17 protein-coding genes and 1 pseudogene are annotated in these 24,225 nt (G+C 64.1%); 7 read left to right on the plus strand and 11 right to left on the minus strand.

Going from position 1 to position 24,225, the window contains the following annotated elements; translation table 11 throughout:
• Positions 1–95 precede the first annotated feature (95 nt).
• The 10 genes from IVB27_RS02155 to IVB27_RS02200 all read right to left on the minus strand — a co-directional run bounded on the left by IVB27_RS02155 (position 96) and on the right by IVB27_RS02200 (position 11,646).
• Positions 96–1,817, minus strand: a complete 1,722-nt coding sequence (locus IVB27_RS02155; protein WP_247441040.1) for a chemotaxis protein — start codon at positions 1,815–1,817, stop codon at positions 96–98.
• Between the two features lie 5 nt (positions 1,818–1,822).
• Entirely contained in the window at positions 1,823–2,914 is a 1,092-nt protein-coding gene (gene cheB / locus IVB27_RS02160) for a protein-glutamate methylesterase/protein-glutamine glutaminase (protein ID WP_247441042.1), read from the minus strand.
• Positions 2,915–2,930: 16 nt separating this feature from the next.
• Complete coding sequence (locus IVB27_RS02165) at positions 2,931–3,785, minus strand: CheR family methyltransferase (protein ID WP_247441044.1); 855 nt, start codon at positions 3,783–3,785, stop codon at positions 2,931–2,933.
• A gap of 138 nt (positions 3,786–3,923) precedes the next feature.
• On the minus strand, positions 3,924–6,098 hold the full coding sequence (locus tag IVB27_RS02170) for a methyl-accepting chemotaxis protein (RefSeq protein WP_247441046.1): 2,175 nt from the start codon (positions 6,096–6,098) through the stop codon (positions 3,924–3,926).
• A 50-nt stretch (positions 6,099–6,148) separates the two neighbouring features.
• Positions 6,149–6,637 (minus strand): chemotaxis protein CheW, encoded by a 489-nt coding sequence (locus tag IVB27_RS02175; RefSeq protein ID WP_247441048.1) that lies wholly within the window; start codon positions 6,635–6,637, stop codon positions 6,149–6,151.
• Between the two features lie 64 nt (positions 6,638–6,701).
• Entirely contained in the window at positions 6,702–8,399 is a 1,698-nt protein-coding gene (locus tag IVB27_RS02180; RefSeq protein ID WP_247441050.1) for a methyl-accepting chemotaxis protein, read from the minus strand.
• Positions 8,400–8,433: 34 nt separating this feature from the next.
• The gene (locus tag IVB27_RS02185) at positions 8,434–8,895 is read right to left on the minus strand and encodes a chemotaxis protein CheW (RefSeq protein ID WP_247441051.1); all 462 of its coding nucleotides are present in this window, start codon (positions 8,893–8,895) and stop codon (positions 8,434–8,436) included.
• Entirely contained in the window at positions 8,895–10,961 is a 2,067-nt protein-coding gene (locus IVB27_RS02190; RefSeq protein WP_247441053.1) for a chemotaxis protein CheA, read from the minus strand. Before IVB27_RS02190 ends, IVB27_RS02185 begins: the two co-directional genes overlap by 1 nt.
• Entirely contained in the window at positions 10,958–11,323 is a 366-nt protein-coding gene (locus IVB27_RS02195; RefSeq protein ID WP_027562191.1) for a response regulator, read from the minus strand. Before IVB27_RS02195 ends, IVB27_RS02190 begins: the two co-directional genes overlap by 4 nt.
• Entirely contained in the window at positions 11,323–11,646 is a 324-nt protein-coding gene (locus tag IVB27_RS02200) for an STAS domain-containing protein (protein ID WP_247441055.1), read from the minus strand. Before IVB27_RS02200 ends, IVB27_RS02195 begins: the two co-directional genes overlap by 1 nt.
• A gap of 288 nt (positions 11,647–11,934) precedes the next feature.
• Between IVB27_RS02200 and IVB27_RS02205 the strand changes: the two genes are divergently transcribed.
• The 5 genes from IVB27_RS02205 (at position 11,935) to IVB27_RS02225 (ending at position 19,116) form a co-directional block, all read left to right on the plus strand.
• On the plus strand, positions 11,935–13,074 hold the full coding sequence (locus IVB27_RS02205) for a response regulator (protein ID WP_247441057.1): 1,140 nt from the start codon (positions 11,935–11,937) through the stop codon (positions 13,072–13,074).
• Positions 13,075–13,261: 187 nt separating this feature from the next.
• Complete coding sequence (locus IVB27_RS02210) at positions 13,262–13,930, plus strand: hypothetical protein (RefSeq protein ID WP_247441059.1); 669 nt, start codon at positions 13,262–13,264, stop codon at positions 13,928–13,930.
• A gap of 18 nt (positions 13,931–13,948) precedes the next feature.
• Positions 13,949–16,099 (plus strand): adenylate/guanylate cyclase domain-containing protein, encoded by a 2,151-nt coding sequence (locus IVB27_RS02215; protein WP_247441060.1) that lies wholly within the window; start codon positions 13,949–13,951, stop codon positions 16,097–16,099.
• 158 nt (positions 16,100–16,257) lie between these two features.
• Complete coding sequence (gene pncB, locus IVB27_RS02220; RefSeq protein WP_247441063.1) at positions 16,258–17,562, plus strand: nicotinate phosphoribosyltransferase; 1,305 nt, start codon at positions 16,258–16,260, stop codon at positions 17,560–17,562.
• 246 nt (positions 17,563–17,808) lie between these two features.
• Complete coding sequence (locus IVB27_RS02225) at positions 17,809–19,116, plus strand: GGDEF domain-containing protein (protein WP_247441065.1); 1,308 nt, start codon at positions 17,809–17,811, stop codon at positions 19,114–19,116.
• Between the two features lie 12 nt (positions 19,117–19,128).
• On the opposite strand, the gene IVB27_RS02230 is transcribed toward IVB27_RS02225, so the two are convergent.
• Positions 19,129–19,749: a TetR/AcrR family transcriptional regulator gene (locus tag IVB27_RS02230; RefSeq protein ID WP_247441182.1), complete on the minus strand. Its 621-nt coding sequence runs from the start codon at positions 19,747–19,749 to the stop codon at positions 19,129–19,131.
• Positions 19,750–20,295: 546 nt separating this feature from the next.
• Between IVB27_RS02230 and IVB27_RS02235 the strand changes: the two genes are divergently transcribed.
• Together IVB27_RS02235 and IVB27_RS02240 are read left to right on the plus strand one after the other, a co-directional pair.
• On the plus strand, positions 20,296–23,700 hold the full coding sequence (locus IVB27_RS02235; protein ID WP_247441066.1) for an acyl-[ACP]--phospholipid O-acyltransferase: 3,405 nt from the start codon (positions 20,296–20,298) through the stop codon (positions 23,698–23,700).
• 4 nt (positions 23,701–23,704) lie between these two features.
• Positions 23,705–24,225, plus strand: a pseudogene (locus IVB27_RS02240) (alpha/beta hydrolase).

Raw genomic sequence — 24,225 nt, forward strand, 5'->3', positions numbered from 1 at the left:
ATGACCGATGCGGCAAGCATTCCGCCACGGTTAACGCCCTGCAAAGCCAACCGGTCAAATTGCTGCCGACACGCGAAGCGACGCCGGCAGCAAGGTCAAAACAATTCTATGCCGTCATCGGCGGTCTCGACCGCCTCGACCCGGCGCGCAGCGGCGATCGACGCCAACCCGAGCGTTTGAAGGAATTCCCGGTGGACGTCCCGCTCGCGCTCCATCGTGTAGTGCGCGAACAGATCGTCGAGCACAGCCTCGTCCTGTGGCTGCGGCCGCCGTGCGCCCGCGCTCGCAGTCTCGAGGCGCGCGGCGACCGAGGGCAATGCCGCGGAACCTTCGCCGAGCTTGGTCATCAGGGCTTGCGCCGAATTCATCAGCCGCTCGAACTCCGCGCCTTCGTCGACGAGCCGGCTCATCAGCTTGTCGAGCCGTTCGTTGCCGGCCTCGACCTCGCGCAGCGCCTGAAGGATCTGCGGCTCGAGCTTGGAGAGCTGCGTGGGATCGCCCTGCACGCGAAACTTCTTCAACTCCCCGGCCGACCGCTCGATGCCGTCGAGCACGGGGCGCAAGCGCCCTGCGCCCGCCGAGACCTGGTCGGCGGTCGCCTTGAGCTCGTTAGCGATGACAACGAAGGCGCTGCCGCGGCTGCCGAGATGGCTTGCCTTGAGGCCGGCGTTCATTCCGATCAGCGTGATGTCGACGGTCGCCTCGGCGAGACCAGCGATAGCCTGGCGAAATTTTGTCAGCGTGTCCTCGACGATCGCGAGCGCCTCGTCGACCGAACGGCCGGCACCCTCGCAGGTGGCGATCAGGTTCGAGGCGTGCGCCAGCGTCTGCTTGATGCGCGCCAGGAACGACGACGAGCTGCCATCTCCGCCGCCGAACAGCGTGCGGCCGTGGCCGACGACGCTTCCCGCATCGTGCAGGATGGCCGTCAGCGCGCGAACGATCTGGCCGATGTCGCCGCCGAACTCGCGCTGGGCGTCCCTGAGCAGGGCCGCCTGCAACTGGCAGATCGCGCGCGCGCCGTCGTCGCTCGCAGCTGGTTGGGGAACGAGATTCGGGGCGGAGCCCGACACGAGGCCGAGGCCGTGAGAGACGTGCTCGAGACGCTGGCGCGTGCTGTCACCCGCCTGCAGGGAAATGATGGCGCTGCCGACCGCCTCAGCGATCTTTTTGGTGCTGCTGCTGGCAAGAACGGCGAGCTGGCTGCTGTTGCGGCGCTGGTCGCGTAATCCCGAATAGGCCGCTCCGAGCTCGGTGCTCTCCGACACCAATTGATTGCCGTAGCGGCTCTCGAACTCCTTCTGCCGGCCGGACGCGGTGGCGACCGCTTCCGACAGGCGTTGCTGATCCCGCGCGCAGCCTTCGATCGAACGCTGCACGGCCTTGCCGAGATCGTAGGCCTCCTGCGTGAAGGCCAGAAAGCCCTCGCGATCGCCTTCGAGCGAGGCGGCCTCGATCCGTGCACTGCGCGCGATGATGGTGATCATCTGGATGTGCTTGAACAGCGGCTTGAGCAGCGCAGACGCCTCCGCGGTGCTCGTACCGATCGTCGCAAGCAGGGCGCTCTCACCCGGGAGTGCCTGCGCAAGCTCGCTGAGCCGCGCGGCGATCTCCTGTAGCGCCGTCGCCGCCCCCTCGATCTCGGCGCCCGCGAGTTCCTCGGAGAGCGTCGCGAGGCCCTGGTTCAGCTCCTTGAAGATGAGGTGGCCGCGCCCAAGCTCTTGGCCGACCCGCGCAAAGACCTCCTCGATCCGCGACGAGACGTCCTCAATTGCGGCGGTCGCCTCAGCGAGTGTATTGGCCGGAATGGCAGACATTGCAATCAACCTGTCAGCGCCGTATGCCCGGCCTGGTACCAGAGCATGATCTCGCGCGGGATATGGTGCAACGAAACGATTTTCTCGACACCGCCATGGGCGATGGCTTCCTTGGGCATGCCGAACACCACGCAACTCTCTTCATCCTGCGCCCGCGTCGAGGCGCCGAGCTTGCGCATCTCCAGCATTCCCCGCGCGCCGTCGTCGCCCATGCCGGTCATGATCACACCGAGCGCGTTGGCGCCCGCATGCTGGGCGGCCGAGCGAAACAGCACGTCCACCGACGGGCGATGCCGCGACACCGGCGGGCCGTCCTTGATGGCGATCTGGTAGCGCAGACCGATGCGCTGGAGCAGCATGTGACGGGCGCCGGGCGCGATATAGGCGCAGCCCGGCAGCACCGGCTCGCCGTCCTCTGCTTCCTTGACCCGGATCTGGCAGACGCTGTCGAGACGCTTGGCGAAGGCCGCCGTGAAGCCTGCCGGCATGTGCTGGACGATGACGATGGGCGGACAGTGCGGCGGCAGCATCTCCAGGACGTCGTTGAGCGCTTCGGTCCCTCCGGTCGAGGCACCGACGCACACGAGGCGCTCCGTCGTCGGCCGGACCTTGCCCTGCACCGGGGGTGGAATGATGGCGTCGGCGGTGAGCTTCTTCTCGATCATCCGCCGCTCGGAACGAGGGCGCACCCGCGCCTGCGCCGCCGACTTCACGGCCTCGCGCAACCGCGTGGAGCATTCGAGCAGCGCCTGCCGCGTGTCGATCTTCGGCTTGGGCACGATGTCGACCGCGCCTGCCTCGAACGCCTCGAACATCACGTTCGAGCCTTCTTCGGTAAGCGAGGAACAGATGATCACGGGAATCGGACGCTGCGCCATGATCTTGCGCAGGAAGGTCATGCCGTCCATCCGCGGCATTTCCAGGTCGAGGATCATGACATCGGGAATTTCGCTCTGGAGACGTCGCGCCGCAGCGAACGGATCGGATGCCGTCCCCATCACCTCGATATCGGGATCCTCATTGAGGATCGTTTGCAGGATTTGGCGCACCGACGCCGAATCGTCCACGATCAATACGCGAACCTTCTCCCTCGGCATTTTGGTTGCGCTCCGGCTAGACCTTGAAAATGGTTGGCTGAACTTGCTTCAAACCCGGCACTGCACTGTGAATCATCGATTCCGAATGCCCGACCAGCAGATAGCCACCGGGCCGCAAATGGCTGCACAATTGCTCGATCACCTTGCGCTGCGTCTCGCGCTCGAAATAGATCAGGACATTGCGGCAGAAGATGATGTCGACGTCGCGATCGACGGGATAGGACGCATCCATGAGGTTCATCCGCATGAACTGCACCATACGCCGCAGCTCCGGTGCCACCCGCACCTCGTCGCGCGACTTGTCCCGCGACGACAAGAAATATCGCTTCACAAACTGTTCCGGCACCGGGGCAAGCACGTCGCGGGCGTAGATCGCGGCCTTGGCGAGGCGCAACACCGCGGTCGAGATGTCGGTCCCGAGGATGCGGTACTGAAACCGCGAGCCGTTCCGCGTCATGTCATCCAGCACCATGGCGGTGGTGTAGGCTTCCATCCCGGTGGAGCTCGCCGAGCTCCAGACCTTCAGGTTCGCGTTCTTCCGTCCGTGCGATTTGAGCAGGGCCGGGATCGCGACCTCCCGCATGAAGGTAAAGTGCTGCGGCTCGCGGAAGAAGTCGGTCTTGTTGGTCGTCACCACGTCGATGAGATGGGTGAGCTCGGTGTCGAAATGATCCGCCTCGAACAGATTATCGACATACTCGTTGAGGTCGGAAAAGTTCAGCGCGCGCACCCGCTTGTGCAGCCGCCCCTCGAGCATCAGCCGCTTGCCCTGCGGCAGCTTGATGCCGACCTGGCCCTCGATCAATTCGGCGATGGTCCGGAAGTGGCGGTCCGACAGATGGACGGCCGTATTCTGCATGGCGGGCATCATCGCTGCCTGCCCCCATCCGGGAGGGCCATCTGCACTGAATGTCGGGCCGTTCGGGCCATCATGAATCCCACGCGTTCACGCAATCACTGGTGGCGGATCGGCCCACCGGTGAAGGATGGACCGATCTCTTGACGGGTCTCAGCGCTGGAAATCGGCGTCCCTATCGTCATCGCCGTCGTTCATGTCGAAGGCGAAGCCGCCGCCGCCGGCCGCCTTCACGGCGCGCGCCGGCTTGGCCTGCGGCTTCTTGGCCGGACGCTCGACGGCCGCCATCGTGGCCGCCTTGGCGCGCAGCTGGTTGACTGCCCGTTCGATCGGTGCTGGCGCGTGGCCCTTTCCGCCTTGCTCGATACGGAAATAAGCGATGGTGGACTGAAGCTGCTCGGCCTGCGAGGCGAGTTCTTCGGAGGTCGAGGACACCTGCTCGGACGCGCTGGCGTTCTGCTGGCCGACCTTGTCGAGCTGCTGGATCGCCTGGTTGATCTGGGCCGAACCGACGTCCTGCTCGCGGCAGGCGGCGGTGATCTCCTCGACGAGCTCTGCCGTCCTCTTGATGTCAGGCACGAGCTTGGAAAGCATATTGCCGGCTTCCTGCGCCACCTTGACGGTTTCGATCGACAGCGTGCCGATCTCGGCCGCGGCCGCCTGGCTACGTTCGGCGAGCTTGCGCACTTCGGATGCGACCACCGCGAAGCCCTTGCCATGCTCGCCGGCGCGCGCGGCCTCGACTGCCGCGTTGAGAGCCAGCAGATCCGTCTGGCGTGCAATCTCCTGCACGATCGTGATTTTTTCGGCGATAGTCTGCATCGCGTTGACGGCGCGACCGACCGCGGCGCCGCTGGCTTCCGCATCCTTGGCCGACTGCGCGGCGATCTTCTCGGTCTGGTTGGCATTGTCGGCGTTCTGCTTCACGTTCGACGCCATCTCTTCCATCGAGGAGGAAGCTTCCTCGGCGGACGAAGCCTGCTCGGTCGCGCCCTGCGAGAGCTGCTCGGCGCTCGCGGAGAGCTCCTGGCTGCCGGCGGAAACGTTCCGCGCGGCGGTCAGGGCCTCGGACACGATCTGCCGGAGCTTTTCCACCATGCGCTCGAGCGCGAGACCGAGCGTGTCCTTGTCCGACAGCGGCTTGGCTTCGACGGTGAGATTGCCCTGTGCGATCTCGCTAGCCACCGCGGCGGTTGCGCTCAGATTGGTCGTCATCGCATTGAGAGCCGATACAAGGTCGCCGACCTCGTCGTTGCTCGACACTGAAATCTTCTGACTGAGGTCGCCTACCGCCACCGCCTTGGCGAGATCGACCGCCCGGCCGAGTCCGCGGCTGATGTTGAGGGCGATCCAGGTCGCGGAAGCCACCGCGATCAGGAGAGCACCAATGATCATGCTGATCAACAACGTCTTGGCGAGGGCTGCCTCCCTGGCGCCCTCCTCCACGACCTCCGCCATCTGCTTCTCGTTCAGCTTGGCGTACTGTTCGATTGCGCCCAGCGTCTCATTGAAGACCTTGCGGCCTTCGCCGTTTGCGATGGCCGCCGCCTTCATGTTCCCAGCTTCGAGGGCCAGGCGCGTGACGTTATCGACGGCCTTCGCGAGGCGCTCCGACTGCGCATTGATTCCCGCTGCTGCGCCGGCCTGGCCCGCCTGCGCCGCCGCTGCCTTGACGTCATTTAACCGTTGCGTGGCCTCCTTGACGTCCACCTCGAGTTCCTGCGTGCTTGTGGCGGAATAAGCCGTCACGATGGCGCGGGACAGACGCGCAATGTCCGCATGCGCGGTCAACATCGCCGTGACCACCCGCTGGTTTTCGGATGCACCCTTGCTCAGCTCGGCGACAGCGGCGTCGAACATCAGGTCGAGATCCTTGGCCGCGGCCTGACCCTCGTTCTTCCAGAGTTCGGCAGCCTTGTTGTTCGAGTTGAGCAGCGCGAACTTTCCGGTCTGATCCTCGAACTCATTCATGCGCTTCATGGGCCCGGAAGCCTGGTCGAGCATGCGTTTGCCGTTGTCGCTCGCCTGCCCATGCAGGTCGTTGTAGAGCTTGAGCGTCTTCTCGCGACGCACCAGCATTGCGTTGTGATTGTCCTGGGTCTCCTTGTCCGATACTGCCTGGATCATCCGGGTCTCGGCGCGTTGCTGCCCCTGGATCGCGTCCATCACATCCGCGGCGAGCTTGGTACGGGTGGCCTGGCCGACGATCCGTTCCTGCTGCGCGGTCAAGCTGGAGAGACTGTTATAGGCGACACCTCCCGTGATCATCGAGAGAAGAATGACCGCGCCGAATGCCGAGGCCAGCTTAGCTTTTACCGTAAATCTCATTTCAGTCTCGTCGGTTCGAATTGGGGTGCTTACGCCTGATCACGCTCTACTCATGCGGCGCGCGGTGAATCCGCGACCACGCTATGTCCTTCCGAGATCTCGTCGTTCGCCATCAGCTTGGCGAGATCGAAGATCACGACGAATTTTTCGCCCTTGCGGCCGATGCCGGCAGCATAGTTGGACTGCCATTTGCCGCCGACCTGGGGGATCGGCTCGATCCCTTGCTCGTCGATGTCGGTAACCTCGAACACGCAATCGGCAACGAAACCGACGCCGACCAGACGATCCTTCATCGGCACATCGAGGATGATGATGCGGGTCGCCTCGGTCGCCTCCGCGACCGGCAGGCCGAGCTTGGAGCGGAGGTCGACGATCGGATAGCCGCTGCCGCGCACGTCGATCATGCCGAGCAGGAAGTTCGGCGCGTGCGGCAGGCGCGAGATCGGCCGCATGTCAAGGATTTCACGGACATTGCGGATGCTGATGCCGAACGTCTCGCCGGCGAGCCCGAGCGTCAGATATTGCGAGGTTGCGGCCATGATGCAGTCCAGGAATCCCAAGTTTACGAATGAGCACGGTCCGGCACGAGGCCGGACCGATCGATCAGCGTTGGAAATCGGCGTCGCGGTCGTCTTCGCCGTCATGCATGTCGAAGGCGAAGCCGCCGCCGTTCGCCGCCTTCAGTGCACGAACCGGCTTCCGGACCGGAGCGGGCTTCTTCGGGCCACGATCGGCCGCCGCCATGGTTGCGGCCTTGGCACGCAGCTGGCCCACTGCGCGGTCGATCGGCGCGGGCGCGGCTCTTTCATTGCGAATGGCGTGCTCGATCCGGAAGAAGGAGATCGTCGACTGAAGCTGCTCGGCCTGCGAGGCGAGCTCTTCCGATGTGGACGAGACCTGCTCGGAGGCGCTGGCGTTCTGCTGGCCCACCTTGTCGAGCTGCTGGATCGCTTGGTTGATCTGGGCCGAACCGACGTCCTGCTCACGGCAGGCGGCGGTGATCTCCTGCACCAGCTCGGCAGTCTTCTTGATGTCGGGGACGAGCTTCGACAGCATGCCGCCGGCTTCCTGGGCAACTTTCACGCTTTCTGTCGACAGCGTACCGATCTCCGCGGCAGCGGCCTGACTGCGCTCGGCCAGCTTGCGCACCTCGGATGCAACCACTGCAAAGCCCTTGCCGTGCTCACCGGCGCGCGCGGCCTCGACCGCTGCGTTGAGAGCCAGCAGATCCGTCTGCCGCGCGATTTCCTGCACGATGGTGATCTTCTCGGCGATGGTCTGCATCGCATTGACGGCACGGCCCACCGCGACGCCGCTGGCTTCGGCATCCTTGGCCGACTGCGCGGCGATCTTCTCGGTCTGGTTGGCGTTGTCGGCGTTCTGCTTCACGTTCGAGGCCATCTCCTCCATCGAGGACGAAGCTTCTTCGGCGGACGAGGCCTGCTCGGTCGCGCCTTGAGAAAGCTGCTCGGCGCTGGCGGAAAGCTCCTGACTGCCGGCGGAAACGTTCCGCGCGGCCGTGAGCGCCTCGGCGACGATCTGCCGGAGCTTCTCGACCATCACGTTCAGCGACTTCATGAGATCGCCGATCTCGTCATTGCTGGCGGAAGGAATGGTCTGATTGAGATCACCGTCAGCCACGGCACCTGCGAGGCTGACCGCGCGGCCGAGCGAACGGCTGATTGAGATCGAAATCCAGAGGGCCGCGCCGATCGCAACGATCAACGAGATACCGAGGAGCATCATCAGCAGGAACTGCGCCTGGTGTCCCTCTTCCTTCGACTGAACGGCCTGCTCAGTCATTTGTTTTTTGGTGTTCTCGACATAGGCGCCCATAGACTCGAGCGCTTCGTTCACAATCTTGCGGCCCTCGTTGCTCGAGCGTTCGGTCGCCTTGGCCTTGTCGGTCTTCGCGATCCGGATCGTTTCTTCCTGATAAGCATTCATCTTGGCGTAGGACACGTCAAAGCCGTCGAGCAACTTCCTGCCGGCCTGGCTCGCCAACGCGTAGACTTCGTCCTTGGTCTTCAGGGCTGACTCGCGACGCTTGGCAGCGTCGGTCGCAGCCTGCTCGACTTCGCTCTCGTTGCCAATAATGGCGTTCTTTTCCGCGCGAAGCTGGATGAGAATGTCCTTCTCGACTTCAGTCGCCCTTTCCATGCGCTTGGCACGGAGGACCATGCTGTCCGCGGTCGCCATCATGTCGCCGAGCTTCATGTAAGCCACACCGCCCGCAACCCCGGACAGAACGATGATCACGCCGAATGCACTGGCAAGCTTTGCCTTGACGGTAAATCTCATTTCCAGCCCCTACCCCAGTCTCGCCCGAGACTTCTCAATTCAGAATGCGTTCCATGTTCGGAACGATGACGAACTCTTCACGCCATTTGGCGATGAAGCGAATGAACTCCGGCTTCCAGTGCATGCCGACGCGCGGTGTCTGCTGCACGTCGGTCTGCGAAATCTCCGTGACCTCGTAGACCTTGTCGGCGGTGACGCCGACCAGTACCGGCTCGCCATCTAGCTCCAGCTCGATCACGACGATGCGCGTGTCGGCCGAATCCTCCGGCTGCGGCATGCCGAAGCGGATGCGCAGGTCCGCCAGTGGGATGACGTTGCCGCGAACATTGATCACGCTGGGAACGAAGGCCCTCGCGCCTGCCACTTTGGTCACGGGCACGGGATCGATGATCTCGCGCACGAGGCCTGCGTCGAGCGCGAACTTTTCCTCGCCGAGACCGATCATCACAACCTGCATCGCGTCGACCTGATGTTCGCCCGTATGCGTCTCGTTCATCACGCCGCCTCGCTGATATGCTTCTCGACCTTCGACTGCGCCAGCGCGACGAGCTGCGCGACGTCGAGGATCAGCGCCGCCGTACCGTCACCCAAGATCGTCGCGCCCGAGAAGATCGTGACGTCGGAATGCAGCTTGGAGAGCGATTTGATCACGGTCTGGTGGTTGCCGATGATCTGGTCCGCGACAAGACCGACGTGAGTCTCGCCGGTCGAGATGATGATCGTCTTCTGGTGCCGATCGGGCATGCCCGAGGCGGTCATGATCTCGCGCAGCCTGAGGAAGGGCACGAGATTGCCGCGCACATTGAGGAAGTCGCGGCCGCGTGAACGCTCGTCCTCGGCCGTCAGCTCGATGCATTCCTCAACAGCCGACAGCGGAATGATGTAGCGGCCTTCGCCGACGCGGATCAAAAGACCTTCGATGATCGCAAGCGTCAGCGGCAGGCGCAGCGTCACGGCGGTGCCTTGGCCCGGCCTGGTGGACAAATCGATCGTGCCGCGCATGTTCTCGATGGTGCGCTTGACCACGTCCATGCCGACACCGCGGCCGGACAGCGCCGAGATGGTCTGCGCGGTCGAAAAGCCTGGATGGAACAGGAACTGATGGATTTCGTGATCGGTCAGCACAGCGCCGGAAGCGATCAGCCCCTGCTCTTCCGCTTTCGCACGGATGCGCGCGGTGTTGAGGCCGCCGCCATTGTCCTTCACGGTGACGAGCACCTGCGCGCCGGAATGAACGGCGGCGAGCTCGATCCGGCCCTGCTCGGTCTTGCCGTTGGCCGAGCGGGTGACTGTGTCCTCGATGCCGTGATCGATAGCGTTGCGGATCAAATGCACCAAGGGATCGGCAAGGCACTCGATCATGGTCTTGTCGAGCTCGGTATCCTCGCCCGTAGTGACGAACTCGACTGGTTTTGAGAGATCGCGCGACAGGTCATGGATCAGGCGGCGGAAACGGCCAAACAGCGAACCGATCGGCACCATGCGCGCGCCCATCGTGGTGTCGCGCAAGGAAGAGGCAAGGCGTTCGATTTCCTCGGCGATCATCTTGATCGAGAGGTCCGAGCCGGAAGCGGCGAGCTGGGTCAACCGTGCCTGGGCGATGACGAGCTCGCCAACCCGGTCCATCAGTTCGTCGAGACGCTCGGCCTGAACGCGGACGGTGGCGATGCCGCGATCGTCGCGCTTGGCCTCGGACTTCGGCTCCGGCTTCGATTCAGATTTGGGTTCCGTCGTTGCGGCGGGCGGCGCGGCGACGGGCGCAGCAGCCTCGACCACCGGCGCAGGCATTTCGGCCACCTCTGCCGGCTCCTCGTCGAGCAGCTGGAACAGCGGCATCGGCGCGGGCGCCTCGACTTGCTCCAGCGGCGAGAGCGTCAGCTTCATCTCGTCCGAGACGAACATGAAGACGTCGTCGATCGCGTCCTTGTCGCAGGCCGCGTGCAGCTTGACGTCCCACTTCAGATAGCAATCTTCCGGCTCCATCTCGTCGAGGAACGGAATGCCGTCGGTCACAGGCACGACGAAGCAGGGGCCGAGCTTGCAGAGGTCTTCCAGCAGGTCGAGTGGATTGGAGCCGTTGCGCAGGACGTGGGATTCGAATTCCAGATAGAGATGCCAGCATGCCTGCTTGCTCTCGGCCGGTGCCAGCGGCGCCTCGATGATCTCAGCGGCCGCAGTGGCAGCCTGGTCGGGAAACACGTAGCGCTTGAGATCGTCGAGAATGGCTTCGCCGATGACGTCGTCGGTCGACTGCGGGTCCTCGATCAGCGCGCGGATGTAGTCCTTGGCGGCGAGCGCGACCGAGATCAGGTCTTGCGTCGGCTTGATCTCGCCTTTGCGGACGCGGTCGAACGCGGTCTCGAATTCGTGGGTGAAGGAGGCGACCTTGTCGAAGCCGAACATGGCGCCCGAACCCTTGATCGTATGCAGGGCGCGGAAGGCGGAATCGACCAGCTCGCGATCGTCAGGACGCAGGCCGAGATCGAGCAGGGCCCCCTCAAGAACTTCGAAGAGCTCGCTGGCTTCCTGACGAAAGACCTCGGTCGGGTCTATCGCGCTCATGCACGCACCAGCTTGCCGACGACGGCGAGCAACTGCTCGGGCTTGAAGGGCTTGGTGATCCAGCCGGTGGCGCCGGCGCTCTTGGCTTCCTGCTTCACCGCGTCGTTGGATTCGGTCGTCAGGAACACGATAGGCATGCCGACCGCGCTCGGAAGCTTGCGGAGCGCCCGGATCAGCTCCAACCCGTTCATGACGGGCATATTGAGGTCGGTGATGACGAGGTCGAGCTTGCCGGCCTGGGCCTTGGCGAGCCCTTGCGCGCCGTCGCCGGCCTCGATCACGTTATGACCGGCCGGCTCGAGCACGACCTTGATCATCTGCCGGATGCTGGGGGAATCGTCGACCGTGAGAATCGTGGCCATTAGGCGCCATCTTTCTTTTGCGGGAAGTGCTGATCGATCATCGCGTCGCTGGCGAAGCCGGCGCGACGAAGGGTGTTGCGCAGAGACTGGGAGAAGGAGGTCAGGACCACAGGCCGGCCCTGGGCCTCACCGGTCTTGGCGGTGGACAGCAGAAGCTGGATCGAGGTCACATCGGCCTTGTCGACGCTCGAACAGTCGATCTCGAGCCGCTCCTGGCGGCCGAACGCCTCGCGAATGAGGTCATAGACGTTGCGGATCCCAGCGATGCTGCAATCAGCTGGCAGCCGAAGGGACCATTTCGGCTCGGTGACATCAGACGACATTCGTCCCCCAAATTTCCTCAGGATTCGCCGCACGCATGGCGAGAATCCCGCGCGACAACTATTCGCAACGGAGAGTATTCAAACTCCTAATGAGGGTGTCCGTACAACTACGGGTCACAATCCGAAGAACTTCGCGTATGCATGCAGACGTGCATGGCGCGGCCAAATCTCATGCGTCCCGCGCAGTCTCAAGGCAGTTCGTCGCCGTCCTGGCGTTTGCTTCACGTTAAATCGCAGAGCCTATGTGTAGAAGTCACGCCCCGCCATCCGCACGAGCCCCGGCCGCCGATGCTGACCCAAGCGCTCCTGGTTGATGACAGCCGCTCCGTCCTCAACTTCCTGAAACATCACATCGAGGCCGAAGGTCTGGTCGAGGCCACCACCTTCCTCGATCCCGTGGACGCGCTGGTTTGCGCGCGGGAGCGCGTCTTCGACCTCGTGCTGGTCGACTACGAGATGCCGCATATGGACGGCATCAGCTTCATCCGCACCTTCCGCACCCTGCCCGGCTGCTCCGACATCCCGATCGCGATGATCACTTCGCGACAGACCGATGACATCAAGATGGAAGCACTGCAGGCCGGCGCGACCGATTTCCTGCCCAAGCAGCCGCAGAGCGTCGAAATGACGGTGCGCCTGCGGAATTTGATTCAGCTTGGTGCAGCCGGACGCAAGCTCAGCGATCGTGCCGCGCATCTGGCCAGCGAAGTCGCGGCGGCAACACGAAAGCTCGGCGAGCGCGAGGAGGAGATCATCCTGCGGCTCGCGCTTGCAGTCGAGTACCGCGACAACGACACCGGCGAGCACACGTTGCGGGTCGCCCGCTACAGCCGCATCATCGCCGAGCAGCTCGGCCTGCCCGCCCGGCTCTGCCGCGACATTTATCTGGCCGCGCCGCTGCACGATGTCGGCAAGGTCGCCATTCCCGACAACATCCTGCTCAAGCCCGGCAAGCTGACCGACCAGGAGATGGCGGTGATCCGCACCCACGCGACGATCGGCGAGAAAATCCTGGCCGACTCCAGCTGCGAGCTGATCCAGCTCGGTGCGCAAATTGCCGCAGGTCATCATGAGCGCTGGGACGGCGCGGGCTATCCGAACGGCCTCAGGGCGGACGAGATTCCCGTCGCCGCGCGCGTGGTCGCGGTCGCCGACGTCTTCGACGCCCTGACGACGCGGCGGCCATATAAAGAGCCGATGCCGCTGGACGTGGCGCGCAACTATCTGGTCGAGAACCAGGGCCGGCAGTTCGACCCGGCCTGTGTCGAGGCCTTCCTGTCGCGCTGGGACGAGGTCGTGGAGATCGCCGCCGGTCAGCAGACGACGCCGTATCAGAAGACCGAGGCCACGCTGGCTCCCATTATAGAGGCTGCGGCGGAGAGCCATCCGGTCGAGGACCGTTCATTTGAGGCGCTCCCGGCCGCCTGACATTATCCATCCGGCCAACAGCTTGCCTGGGCTCTGCTTTCTCCGGTCGCCGGTTTGAACCGGTTCCTGCTAAAGTGGCACCAATATCTAAGAGTGATTCTGGTCACACTTGCCTGGGCGCTGCGCTGCTAAGCATCGGCCCAGGATGGGACCGGTCATCCATCGGTCGAAGCGAATGAGAATTCCCATGAAAAGCCTGATCGGCGCATTTGTCGGCGCGTTCTGTCTTGCCGCCCCCGCCCTGGCGGAGACCCCCGCCGCCATCGTCGAGGACGTGCAAGGCAAGGTCGACGGCATCGCGTTCATGGACTATGTCGCGCCGGGCAAGATCATCAAGCTCGGGCCGAAGGCGAGCATTACGCTCAGCTATCTCAAATCCTGCCAGCGCGAGACTATCAGCGAAGGCGTCGTCCTGGTCGGCGCCGAGCAGAGCACCGTGCAGCTCGGCGAGGTCAAGCGGGAAAAAGTACCCTGCGATACCAATGCGGCCAAACTGTCCGAGCGCGAGGCGAACCAAAGTGCGGCTACGACCTTCCGCACCATGCGCACGGACGCCAAGGGCGCGCCGGCCAAGCTGCCGACGCTCTACGGCGTCGCGCCGCTGGTGCAGGCCAAGAGCGGCAGCACGCTGGTGATCGAACGCACCGACGGCAAGGAACCCACGATCAACATCCCGCTGAGGAATGACAACATGATCGGCGGCAAATTCTACGACTTCGCCAAGTCCGGAAAGTCGCTGACCCCGGGCGGCAGCTATCTCGCCATTCTCGGCGCCAAGCGCTACGCCTTCCAGGTCGATGCCGGCGCCACGTCGTCGTCGACGCCGATCGTCGGCCGCCTGCTGCGGCTCGAATAGGCAGCTAGCGACGGGGCGATGCGGCGGATCGGCAAGCGGGACATCGTTGCAGCGATCCTGATCGCGCTCGTTGCGGGCGCGGTCTTCACGTCCCCGCCGCTTGGTACGCTGCAAGGCCTTTCACTCGACATCCTCACGGCGCTGCGCGGCAAGCTCGTCGGCGACCACCGCGATCCCGCGACATCGCCGGTCGTCGTCGTGGCGATCGACGGTGAGACCTACGACACGCCGCCGTTCAAGGGCTCGCCGACGCAGACCTGGACGCGCGAGATCGGCCGGGTGCTTGGGAGCATCTCCGACGGCGGCGCCAAGGTGATCGGCTTCGACGTGATCTTTCCAAGCTCGATCGAGCAATCGCAAATCCCGTTTGGCGATGCGCCGCTCGGCACGCGCATGAGGGGTTTTGACCGGGACTACCTGATCGCGCTGCGGCAACTCTCCGACAACGGAAAACTGGTGCTCGGCGAGATCCTGAGCAACGACCATCAGGAAAGGCCCGACCGCGCGCAGCAATTGGCGGTGAGAAACAATATCCGCGCCCTCAACGTCCACACCGACACCGACGACGTGATCCGGCGGATGCCGTTGAGCTTTTCCATCGACAGCAAGCCGGTCGCCACGATGGCGGTCGAGCTCGCCGCGCGCGCGCTCGGCGGAAAGCCCGGGATTGCACCGTCCGGGACGACCGAATTGTCCGGTTATGCAGTTCCGAGCGCGGTTCCGAATACACTGACGCTCAATTTTCGCGGGCTGGGCCGCGACGTTCCGACCTTCTCCTTTGCCGATCTGCGCGCCTGCGTCGAAAAAGGCGACCGCGATTTCTTCCGCCGCGCCTTCGACGGCAAGGTCGTGCTGCTTGGCACCGCCCTGAATTTCGAGGACCGCAAGCTCACCTCGATGCGACTGTCCGGCGGATATGACGGAACGCCCGGGCCACGATGCGCCCTGCCCGCCCCGGCAAGCACCGCACAAAAGGCCCGCAGCGACGTCGCCGGTGTCTTCGTGCATGCTACCGCCGCCCGCAATCTGATCGAGCACGATGCCGTGACAGAACTGGGCTTTCCAGCGCGGACCATTCTCACGATCGCCTTCGCAGCGATCATCGCCTGCGCGGCCTGCATGCTCGCACCGGGTGGCGCCGTGATCGCCTGGATCATTCTCACCGCCGCTTATGCCGTCGTGACCGTCGGCGCGTTCGTTCACGCGCTGGCGCTGCCCTTGACGGAGCCAGCACTCGCGAGCCTTGCCGCGCTCGCGATGATGGTCGGCTACCGTTTCGTGCTGGCCGATCGTGACGAGCGCTTCCTGCGCAAGAGCTTTGCGTTCTATCTCGCCCCTGAAGTGATCGACACCATGGTGACCTCCGGCAAGATGCCGGCACTCGGCGGCGAGATGCGCAACGTCACCATGTTCTTCTCCGACCTCAGCGGCTTCTCCTCCATCGCCGAGACGATGACGCCGGGCGAGCTGGTGACGCTGATGAACGAATATCTCTCCGCCATGACCGACATCATCGAAAGCCATCGCGGCTATGTCGACAAATATATCGGCGATTCCATCGTCGCGATGTTCGGTGCGCCAGCCGACGATCCCGCGCACGCGCGCAACGCCGTCCACGCCGCGCTGAAATGCCACGAAAAGCTGGCAGAGCTCAACGCCGGCAGTGCCGCCTTCGCCGGCCGCGGCCTGTCGCATCGCATCGGCCTCAACAGTGGTGAAGCCGTGGTCGGCAATATCGGCTCCCGCCGCCGCTTCAACTACACCGTGATGAGCGACACCGTGAACGTCGCCTCGCGACTCGAAGGCGCCAACAAATATTACGGCACCGCGATCATGGTCTCGGAAGCGACGGTCACGCAGACCGGCGACAGCTTCGCCTGGCGCGAGCTCGATGCGATCAGGGTGTTAGGGCGCGGTGAGGCGATCAAGGTATTCGAGCCGCTGGCCGATAAGGGCGCGGAGAGCGTCGATCAGACTAAGGCGGCGACGGCGTATGCGGAAGGGCTCGCGTGTTGGCGGGTGCGCGACTTTGCGAAGGCAGTCGAGGCGTTCGAGGACGCGGCAGCGAGCGATCTGGCATCAGCGCTGTTCGCGAAACGCGCCAGAAGGCTCGCGGCAAATCCACCGCCGAACGAGTGGACGCCGGTCAATACGTTAGAAGGGAAGTAGCGGCGTCAGCCAAAGGCACCGGCGCTACTGCGCTGGACCAGGGACTATTTCCCCCGACTTGACCCGCCCTGCGGCTGCCCCGCGACCGGTGCCGGGCGGTGGCCTGCCCCTCCCCAAATCCACTGGTTGCGTCGCCGCAGCCACGCTAGAATTCCGCCATGACAGTGACCGACATTGCGAGCCGGACCTACAATCACAGCTGGCGGCTGGATCCCATCATCCGCAGCCTGCTCGATACCGATTTCTACAAGCTGTTGATGTTACAAATGATTCGGGAATCTTACCCGACTCAGAAGGTAACATTCTCGGTCATCAACCGCTCGCGCCATGTCCGGCTCGCCGAGATCATCGACGAGGGCGAGCTGCGCGCCCAGCTCGACCACGCCCGCACCATCCGCTTCACCAAGAAAGAGTTGATCTGGCTTGCCGGTAACACCTTCTACGGCAAGACCCACATGTTCTCGGCGGACTTCATCCGCTGGCTGGCCGAATTCCGGCTGCCCGAATACGAGCTGCGCAAGGTCGAAGGCCAGTACGAGCTGCATTTCCACGGGCCGTGGAGCCACACCACGATGTGGGAGATTCCCGCGCTCGCCATCCTCAACGAATTGCGCTCGCGCGCGGCGATCAAGGGCCGCGGCCGCTTCGAGCTCGACGTGCTCTATGCCCGCGCCAAGGCCAAGCTGTGGACCAAGGTGGAGCGGCTGCGCAAGCTGGAGAACCTCCGGCTCTCCGATTTCGGCACCCGCCGTCGCCACGGATTCCTCTGGCAGCGCTGGTGCGTGGAGGCGGTGAAGGAAGGCCTGGGCCCGTCCTTCATCGGCACATCCAACGTCCTGCTCGCGATGGACAATGATCTCGAAGCCATCGGCACCAACGCCCATGAGCTGCCGATGGTCGCCGCCGGGCTCGCCAAGGACGACGAGGAATTGCGCTGGGCGCCCTATCGCATCCTCGACCAGTGGCGCCAGACCTATGGCGGCAACCTCCTGATCGCTCTGCCCGACGCCTTCGGCACCAAGGCCTTCCTGCGCGATGCGCCGGAATGGGTCGCCGACTGGACCGGCTTCCGTCCCGACAGCGCGCCGCCGATCGAGGCCGGCGAGGAGATCGTCGCCTGGTGGGAGAAGAAGGGCCGCAATCCCAGGGACAAGTTGCTCGTGTTCTCCGACGCCATGGACGTCGGCTCGATCGAGGAGACCTATCATCACTTCACCGGCCGCGTGCGGCTCTCCTTCGGCTGGGGCACCAACCTCACCAACGATTTCGTCGGCTGCCCGCCGGACGGCTCGTTCAATCTCGATCCGATCTCCCTGGTCTGCAAGGTGTCGTCGGTCGACGGACATCCGGCCGTCAAGCTCTCTGACAATCCCGAGAAAGCGACCGGCCTGCCCTCGGAGATCGAGCGTTATTTGCGGGTTTTCGGCGACGCCGGTCGGGTACGCAAGCCGGTGTTGGTGTAGCGCCAGAGCAAACTCTCTCGATCGAGTAAACCGCGCAAGTCGAATGCAAGACATCGGCTCGTCGATGCCGCGTCAGTTCCGGTTCGACGGCATTTGCAACGATCTGCGAACATCCGTTTCACAACGTCTTCACTCTGCGACGCAGTCTCCCGGCATTTTCAAGTCGAGTTTAGAACCGCTCACGCGTAATCCGCGTTATGAGCGGATCACTCCGCTGGGGTCGTCGAGTGACTTGGGGAACGCAAAGTGTTTCGCAGAACAACGACGTCGACGAAGGGACGCAGTTTCCTTCATGTCATCAAGCTCGTCTCGCCTTTCGTCATGGTCGTCGTGCTGCAGGCCGCGATCGCCGGATTCAGCCTGGAGGTGATGTCCTCGGTCCGCGCTTACGTCGCGGGCGAGGCGATGTGGTCGCGCTCGCAGAAAAACGCCGTCTATTTCCTCAATCTCTATCTGCATTCGGGAGATGCCAGCCAGTTCGCGCAATACCAGACCTCGCTGGCTGTTCCCATCGGCGACGAGTTCGCACGCTGGGCGCTCGAGCGCGATCCGGTCGACGTCGAGGCCGCCCGCATCGGCTTTCTGCAAGGCGACAACGATCCCGATGACGTGCCGGGATTGATCTGGCTGTTCCGCTACTTCAAACAGGTCAGCTTTCTCAAGGAAGCGATCCGCGAGTGGGCCGCCACCGACCCCATGCTGCTGGAGCTGAACGTGTTCGGCGAGGTCATCCGGTCCGAACTGGAGAACGGGCCCGTTCAGGACGGCAGCCGCCTGCAATTATTGTCGTCGCGGCTCTCGGAGCTCAACGCTCAGTTCACGGTGCACGCCAACCGGTTCTCCACCGTCCTCGGCGAAGGCTCCCGCGCCATCAAGATGACGCTGACTTGCGTCAATATCGTCACCGCCTTGACGTTGATCCTGCTCCTGATCTGGCACACGCGGCGATTGGTGCTGCAACGACAGGCGTTCGAGGATGCCTTGCATGCCGAGAAGGAGCGCCTGGCCTGGCAGGCATCACACGACTGGCTGACCGGCTTGTCCAACCGCCGCGCCTTCGAGGCGCACCTGCAAAGCGAGCTCGACAACATCGCGACAGGTTCGCTCGGCCTGATCCTGCTCGACCTCGACCAGTTCAAGAACGTCAACGACAGCTGCGGCCATCTCGCGGGCGACCGCCTGCTCTGCCAGGTCGCACAACTGTTGCGGCAGGAACGGCGGCCGCACGATCTGGTGGCGCGGCTCGGCGGCGATGAATTCGGCCTGATCTTGCCGCAATGCTCGCCTTCTGGCGCCGTCGATATCGCCGAAAGGCTGCGACGATCGCTCGAATTGTTCAGCTTCACCTGGGACGATCGTTGCTTCGCGGTAACCGCGAGCATCGGCGTGACCTGTATTGCCGATCGCTGCACCACGCTCGAAGGCGCGATGCGGCACGCGGATGCGGCCTGCTACCGCGCCAAGGAGAAGGGACGCAACCGGGTTCAGGTCGACAGCGTGCGGCCGGACGTCGTCCTCGTAGCCTCGCGACAACGCGAAGCTGCGCGCGCGTGACGACGGCGCCCGTCAGCGTACGGGCAAAATCCCGAGACCGGCGAGATGTGCGTCGAGGAACTGTTCGACCTGCTGGCGCAGCATCTGCGGCGGCACGGCCACCATGCGCTCTTCCAGGCCAAGCGAGATGATCCCGTGCACGGCGGAAAACAGGGTGCGTGACAGCAACGCGATCTGCACGTCGTCTGCATTCGGAAGCAGCCGCACCAGGGGTGGATGCATCAGCGCGAACGCGTCCATCACCAGCTGAAGGATGTCATCGGGGTAAGGATGATCGTCCTCCATCCGATGCTCGAACAGCGCGCGCAGCAGGTTGGCGTGCTCCGCGAAGAACTCGAGATAGGTCGCGGCAAGCCCATAGAGCTGGCGAACGGGATCTGCGGCCGGAACTCCGCCAAGGCGTACGGTCAGCGCCTGAACGGTCTCCCGATTCACGGTCAAAATGACCCCGTCGAAGTCGCCGAACTCGTTATAGACACTTCCGATCGAGCAGCCGGCGGCTTCGGCAACATCCCGAACCTTTAGTGATCTCAAACCCTTAGTCGCAATAATACGACGGGCGATCTCCAGGATCTGAAACCGTCGGCGACTTTTTTTTTGATCTCGTAGCGATTCGTCTTGAACATTGTTCATTTTCAGGGTACTCATTTGAACAATGTTCACGCTATCTCGGAGACCTGCAAAATGCAAACCCTCGCTGTTGATATCGCCTCCACCTTCATTGATGACGCCACCGCTCTCGTTGCCGGAATTGGCCGGGCGCTCCTGCGGTTCGCGATGGCGCCCATCGATCGCATCGCAAATGCCTGCGACATCGCCGGCGTCCTGACCGAGCGCCGCGCGACCTTCCGGATGTGGCGGGCCAACCGCGCGCGTGCCCGTGATGAGGGCCGCCGCTTCAGCCTGTTCGGCCGCTTCTCGCCCTTTCGCCGCCTCGCCCACCTCACCTGAGGCGGGCGCCGCCGGCACGCCTCCCTGCCGGAGCTTGATAGGGCCGCGACCAAACCATTTGCGAACCAAACGTCACCACGCGGAGACCAACAGGATCGGAAGGCCAAGGCGCAGCGCAGGCCGGGACGATCGTCGTCAACCCGCAATTACCCGTCGCGTCTCCTCCGGTCCCGACGCCCAACCGACAATGAAACAACCTCAGACAGCGTTTCCAAAACAGGACTAGTCATGATCAGGGATTTGATGTCGTCACGCCGCTTTGCGCCCCTGTTCTGGGCGCAATTCTTCTCGGCGCTGAATGACAACGTGCTCAAGAACGCACTCGTCATCATCCTGCTTTACAGTGTCGCGACCGCCAACGGAGATGCGCTAGTGACGGTCGCGGGCGCCGTCTTCATCTTCCCCTATTTCATTCTGTCCGGGCTCGGCGGGCAGCTCGCCGACAAATACGTCAAATCCGTCGTCGCGAGGCGGCTCAAATTCGCCGAGATCTTCGCTGCGGGCTTTGCCGCCGCCGGCTTCTTGCTGCATTCAGTGCCGCTGCTGTTCGCAGCGCTCGCACTGTTTGGCGTCATCGCCGCCCTGTTCGGCCCCGTGAAATATTCGATGCTGCCGGACCAGCTCGCGCTCGGCGAGCTCGCGACGGGCAACGCGCTGGTCGAAGGCGCGACCTTCATGGCGATCCTGCTCGGCACCGTCGCCGGCGGCCAGTTCGTGGCCGGCTCCGCGCATATGGGCTGGGTCGCTTCGGCCGTGGTCGTGCTGGCCCTGCTGTCCTGGGCCGTCGCCTCCCGCATTCCGGCAACAACGCCCTCTGCACCCGATCTGTCCGTCAACGCCAATCCCTGGACCTCGACGCTCGGCCTGTTGAAGACGCTGCGCGCCGACCACCGGCTGTGGGACGGCACCGTGATCGTCTCCTGGTTCTGGCTGGTGGGCGCCATCGTGCTCTCGCTGCTGCCGGCGCTGGTCAAGGACGTCGTCGGTGGCACCGAGGGCGTGGTAACGCTGTGTCTCGCGGTCTTCGCAATCGGCATTGCCATCGGCTCGCTGTTCGCCGCTAGCCTGAGCCACGTTCGCCCGAACCTCGCGCTGGTGCCGATCGGCGCCATCATCATGGGGTTTGCCGGCCTCGATCTCGCCTGGGCGATCGGCGCGACCAGCAAGGGTCAGGACATCGCCGCGGTCGACTTCGCGACGTCGTTCGCCGGCCTGCGCATGTTGATCGACTTCGTCGCCTTCGCATTCGGCGGGGGGCTGTTCGTCGTGCCGTCCTTCGCTGCCGTCCAGGCCTGGTCGGCAGCGTCCGAGCGTGCCCGCATCATCGCCGCCGGCAATGTGCTGCAGGCCGCTTTCATGGTAGCGGGCTCGCTGTTCGTCGCGCTGCTGCAGGCGGCCGGATTGCATGTCGGCTGGATCTTCTTCGGCCTCGGCATCGCAAGCTTCGGCGCAGTCTGGTTCGTGCTGACGAAGTGGGGCAAGGAAGGCGTGCGCGATTTCGGTGGGCTGCTGTTCCGCGCACTGTTCCGCACGGAAGTCCGTGGGCTCGAGAATCTGCCGCCCGCCGGCACGCGCATGCTGATCGCGCCCAACCATGTCAGCCTGATCGACGGCCCGCTGCTGCACGCCGTGCTGCCGATCGACGCGAGCTTCGCGGTCGATACCGGCATCTCCAAGGCCTGGTGGGCCAAGCCGTTCCTGCGCGTGGTCAAGCACTACACCATGGACCCCAGCAAGCCGCTGGCCGCGCGCGACCTGATCAGGCTTGTCGCCGCCGGCGAGCCGGTCGTGATTTTCCCGGAGGGACGCATCACCGTCTCCGGGTCGCTGATGAAGGTCTATGACGGCACCGCGATGATCGCGGACAAGGCCGATGCGGTCGTCGTCCCGATCCGCATCGAAGGCGCGCAACGCTCGCATCTCAGCTATCTCAACGGCAGCCAGATCAAGCGCTCGTGGTTTCCGCGGGTGACCGTCACCATCCTGCCGCCGGTCAAGCTTCCGGTCGATCCGTCGCTGAAGGGCAAGGCGCGCCGCAACGCTGCGGGCGCAGCGCTTCAGGACGTGATGATTGACGCCATGGTGAAGAACGCCATGCTCGATCACACGCTGTTCGAAGCGCTTGGGCATGCCTATCGCGACCGCGACACCGGCAAGGTCATCGTCGAGGACGCGCTCGGCACCAGGCTGACCTATCGCAAGCTGATCCTGGGCGCGCAGGTCTTGAGCCGGAAGCTGGAGAGCGGCACCGCCGTCGGTGAGAATGTCGGCGTGCTGCTGCCGAATTCCGCAGGCGTCGCCGTCGTCTTCATGGCGCTGCAAAACATCGGCCGGGTGCCGGCGATGCTCAACTTCTCCGCGGGCCCGGTCAACGTGCTCGCCGCCATGAAGGCCGCGCAGGTCAAGACGGTGCTGACGTCGAAGGCCTTCATCGAGAAGGGCAAGCTCGACAAGCTGATGGCGGCGATCTCCGCGGAAGTCCGCGTCGTCTATCTCGAGGATGTCCGCGCCTCGATCGGCACGGCCGACAAGATCAAGGGCCTGCTCGCCGGCACCGCGCCGCGCGTCACGCGCCAGGCGAATGATCCAGCCGTCGTGCTGTTCACATCGGGCTCGGAAGGCACGCCCAAGGGCGTGGTGCTGTCCCACCGCAATATTCTTGCCAACGCCGCGCAGGCGCTGGCGCGGGTCGATGCCAACGCCAATGACAAGGTGTTCAACGTGCTGCCGGTGTTCCACTCCTTCGGACTGACCGGCGGAATGATGATGCCGCTGCTCGCGGGCATTCCGATCTACATGTACCCCTCGCCGCTGCACTATCGGATCGTGCCCGAGCTGATCTACCAGACCGGCGCCACGATCCTGTTCGGCACCGACACGTTCCTCACCGGCTACGCGCGCTCGGCGCATGCCTACGACTTCCGTACGCTGCGCCTGGTGATCGCCGGCGCCGAAGCGGTCAAGGATCGGACACGCCAGGTGTTCATGGAGCGGTACGGCATCCGCATCCTCGAAGGCTATGGAGTCACCGAGACCGCGCCGGTGCTGGCGATGAACACGCCGATGGCCAATCGCCCCGGCACCGTCGGCCGCCTGTCGCCGCTGATGGAAAGCCGCCTCGAGCCAGTCCCCGGCATCGAGGAAGGTGGACGCCTCTCGGTGCGCGGACCGAACGTGATGCTTGGATACTTGCGGGCCGAAAATCCCGGCGTGCTCGAACCGCTCGCCGAGGGCTGGCACGACACCGGCGACATCGTGGCGATCGACGCCGCCGGCTTCATCACCATCAATGGCCGCGCCAAGCGCTTTGCCAAGATCGCGGGCGAAATGGTCTCGCTGTCAGCGGTCGAGAGCATCGCGACGACGCTGTGGCCGCAGGCCGCATCGGTTGCCGTGTCGATCCCGGATCCGCGCAAGGGCGAGCGCATCGTGCTGCTAACGACGGAGAAGGGTGCCGAGCGTAGCGCGATGCTGGGTCAGGCAAAGGCGATCAGCGCGTCCGAGCTGACCGTTCCCGCGGCGATCTTGGTGGTCGACAAAGTGCCGCTGCTCGGCACCGGCAAGACCGACTACGTCACCGCAACGACGATGGCCCGCGAGCAGGCATCCGCGCCGGAGCGCGAGGTGGCGTAGAGAGATGCACGAGGCGCCTCAATCAGGCGAGGCGCGATGCCCGGGAGTGGTTCTGCTTCACGGCATCGCGCGAACCTCGGCATCCCTGAAACGACTTGAACGGGCGCTCCAGACGACCGGGTTCGCGACGCTGAACATCGACTACGCCAGCCGCCGCAAATGCTGGGTACGCCAAACGGCGGTAGCGAAGTCGCCGATCTCCTGCGTGGATCTCGGCTCTACCGTGCATTCTACGGCCCCGCCGGGCTCGAGCTCACCACCACGGCTGCGACCGGGTCTGACGCCCTGCCCGCCGTGGACTATCCCGTCGGCGTGATCGCGGGAAACCGCTTCATCGATCCCGCCGCGGGTCTCTTCGTTCTGCCGAAGCCGAATGACGGACGGGTCTCAGTGCAAAGCGCGATGGTGGTCGGAATGGCCGACCATGTCGTCGTCAAGGCGTCCCATGCCGGGCTTCCGCGTCACGCCGCTGCGATCGAACAGACCATTGCCTTCCTGCGCGACGGCCGCTTCCGCACCGTCTGA

This window comes from Bradyrhizobium sp. 197, assembly GCF_023073375.1.
In the GTDB taxonomy this organism is placed as follows: domain Bacteria; phylum Pseudomonadota; class Alphaproteobacteria; order Rhizobiales; family Xanthobacteraceae; genus Bradyrhizobium.